Consider the following 2,948-nt stretch of genomic DNA (forward strand, 5'->3'; position numbering starts at 1 on the left):
GACTGTTCCTGATCTGCATCGCCCAAGCGGGTCACTCCTTCTGGACCCGCGCGGATACGTAAGTTACTGCGCGCCAAAGGCGTTGCCTGCGATAGCCTGCCTGCGATACGCCGACGAGGTCAGCTCGATAGCATTGCCGCGGCACGAATTCGACTGAGCCGCCTACGATACCGGGGCCAGCGCGGGCCGCGGGGTGAAGGTGAGGTGCAGATCGGATAGCCCGCGCAGGATGTAGGTCGGCTCGAAGGTGTAGCGCCGCCCGTCCACCGGACCATGCCGGGTCTCGCTGATGGTGATGTCGGACATCCGGTCCAGGATGCGCTCGATCGAGACGCGGCCCTCGACCCGGGCCAGCGGCGCGCCCGGGCAAGAATGCACGCCGCGCGCGAACGCCATGTGTTCGCGGACGTTCTTGCGATCGATCTGAAACTCGTGCGGGTTCTCGAAGCGGCGGGGGTCGCGATTGGCGGCGCCGGGCAGGATCATTACAACCGTGCCGACCGGAATGTCAACGCCGCCAATGGTGGCCGCCTTGCGGGCGAGTCGGGAGTCGCTCTTGACCGGGCTCTCCATCCGCAGCGATTCCTCGATGAACCCGGGAATCAGGCTGCGGTCCTCGCGCAGCCTCTGCTGGACGCCGGGCCGGTCGCCAAGCGCCTGCAGGGCCGCCGAGAGCAGCTTGGCGGTGGTCTCCTGGCCGGCGGCGAAAAGAAATGTCGCCGAACGACTTACCTCGATCACCTCGGGCGTGGACCCGTCCGGATACTTCGCCGTCGCCAGCGACGTCAGCACGTCGTCGCGAGGGGAGCTGCGGCGGTCCTCGATGTAGGAACAGAACTTGTCGTCGAGCCACTCCAGCGGGTTGACGCCCACCGACTCCAAATCGAGCGAGCCGACCCGCGCGCCGGGACGGTCGGCGCCCAGCACCGAACGGAACTCCTTGTGGTCCTCTTCGGGAACACCGAGCAGGTCGGCGATCACCAGCGTGGCGAACGGCTTGGAGTACTCGCCGATGAATTCACACTCGCCGTTACCGAGAAACTCCTCGAGTTGGCGATCGGCCAGGCGCCACATGAATTCTTCGTTCTCCTTGAGCCGGCTCGGGGTGAGGAGCCGGCTCAGGATCGAGCGCGCCCTGGTGTGGTCGGGCGGGTCCATCGTCACCATGTGCTCGAACATCGGGAACTGACTGCGGTGGGCGTCGATCAGGGGGCCGAGATCATCCGAGCCCTCGATGTCGAACGGCAGCGGCGGGAACGGGCCGCCGAGCGCAACGATGTTGGAGAACGTCTCGGGATCCTTGTAGACCGCGTTGGCCTCTTCCCAGCCGGTGACCGCGACGACGTTGTAGTGCGGCAGGCGCAGCACCGGGTTCCGGCTACGCAGGTAATCGAAGTACGGGTGCGGATCGGGAACGAGCGACTGGTCGGTGAAGAAGTCGATCGAATCGAAGTTGCTCATGTACGCGGGCCTCCCGAGGCTGTCTACCCGTGGTATTCCGGACGGCGAGATGTGGTGCCGCCCAGGACTGTTTTCGCCAAATGTGCCGAACTTGCTGAGCACCTGCTTAGCATGGCGTTAATGTCGTGGTCAAGGCGACACCGTGGTTCGACGTTACGATCAGCCAGGTCCAGCAAATCTTCGGCGAGAGTGTGGAACCACGGCATGACTTCGGCCCGCAGGATCGGTGCACCGGACGCGAAGAACCGCGCGGTGTTGCTCGACGCCGCCGAGCAGTTGATGCTCGAAGAGGGTTATGCCGCAGTCACGTCGCGCCGGGTGGCGGAGCGGGCAGAGCTCAAGCCGCAACTGGTGCACTACTACTTCCGCACCATGGACGATTTGTTCCTGGCCGCGTTTCGCCGCCGCGCCGAAGAAGGGCTTGAGGTGCAGGCTCGGATGTTGCAGGCGCCGCAGCCGTTGTGGGCGTTGTGGCGGTTCAGCACCGACCCGGCGGCCACCGCCATCACCATGGAGTTCATCGCGCTGGCCAACCATCGCAAAGCGCTGAAGGCCGAGATCGCGCTTTACGCCGAGCGTTTTCGCGAAGAGCAACGCAAGGCGCTCACCACGATCCTCGAACGCTACGGGGTCGACCCGGTGAAATTCCCCCCGCTGGTGTGGTCGGTGCTGATGACCAGCGTGTCCCGCGTCCTGGTGCTCGAGCAGGCTCTCGACATGTCCGCCGGCCACCGCGAGACCGTTGCGATTGTCGAGAACTACCTCCGCCACCTCGAGGGCGATCCTGAGATCTAGCGAGCTCACCAGTTCCGCAGCGAACAGAGCGTGCCCTTGGGGCCGTCGTTGGATTTCACGACCTTGCCGTCGATGACGAGAGCGCAATGAAACATCGGCGTGCCCGGCTCCGTCCCGGTGCTGACCACGACCATGGCGTAGTCGTTGGGGTCGGTGAGCATCACCGGGGGCGACGTCCATGGGTGGCCCGGCCCGACGTCGGCCTGCACGTTGGGGGTGAACTGGTACGGGTTGTGGCTGTAGTCGGAGAATTTCGGCGGCTGCTGATCCAGGTAATAGATGTCGGCCCAGATCGGGTTCGCCGCGGTGATGACGTAGCGGACCTGATGCGTCGGCGGGTCGTCCGCTCGTGACGGCGCGGCGGTCCCGGCGGCGGTGACTGCCGCCACTGCCGCGCCCAGCACGGCTTTACCGATCGTTGTCATGGGCACCTCCGGCGCTCACTCACGGGCGATATTGGCGTTCTCCTGAATTAAGAATCGCGCACACGTTGCCTTCCGGACGACCCTAACGTCTGGCGGCTCGGCGCCGAAGCCAATGTGCAATATTGCTGCCGGATAGGGTGCATGGCGCTCGGGGACATGGCGCTCGGGGGCATTGCGGTAACCTGCCTGTGAGAATATCATTCTCACAAATGTGAAGGAGAATTTCATGGGGCAGTTGTCGCACAAGGTGGACGTGCCGTTCCCAAT

Annotated in this window: 4 protein-coding genes; 1 reads left to right on the forward strand and 3 read right to left on the reverse strand. The window is 64.6% G+C overall.

Annotated features, from left to right (window positions below; all coding sequences use genetic code 11):
• Window positions 1–162 precede the first annotated feature (162 nt).
• Window positions 163–1,461 (reverse strand): cytochrome P450, encoded by a 1,299-nt coding sequence (locus AC2VOG_RS15690; RefSeq protein ID WP_486940798.1) that lies wholly within the window; start codon window positions 1,459–1,461, stop codon window positions 163–165.
• Between the two features lie 204 nt (window positions 1,462–1,665).
• Here AC2VOG_RS15690 and AC2VOG_RS15695 point away from each other — a divergent pair, with 204 nt between their 5' ends.
• Window positions 1,666–2,256 carry a TetR/AcrR family transcriptional regulator gene (locus AC2VOG_RS15695; protein ID WP_486940799.1) on the forward strand — a complete coding sequence of 197 codons (591 nt, stop codon included), beginning with the start codon at window positions 1,666–1,668 and terminating at the stop codon, window positions 2,254–2,256.
• Between the two features lie 5 nt (window positions 2,257–2,261).
• On the opposite strand, the gene AC2VOG_RS15700 is transcribed toward AC2VOG_RS15695, so the two are convergent.
• Complete coding sequence (locus tag AC2VOG_RS15700; protein ID WP_486940800.1) at window positions 2,262–2,681, reverse strand: hypothetical protein; 420 nt, start codon at window positions 2,679–2,681, stop codon at window positions 2,262–2,264.
• Between the two features lie 15 nt (window positions 2,682–2,696).
• Window positions 2,697–2,948 (reverse strand): hypothetical protein (locus AC2VOG_RS15705; protein ID WP_486940801.1); only part of this gene is annotated, 252 nt, incomplete at its 5' end.

The organism is Mycobacterium sp. TH-M11 (assembly GCF_057473725.1).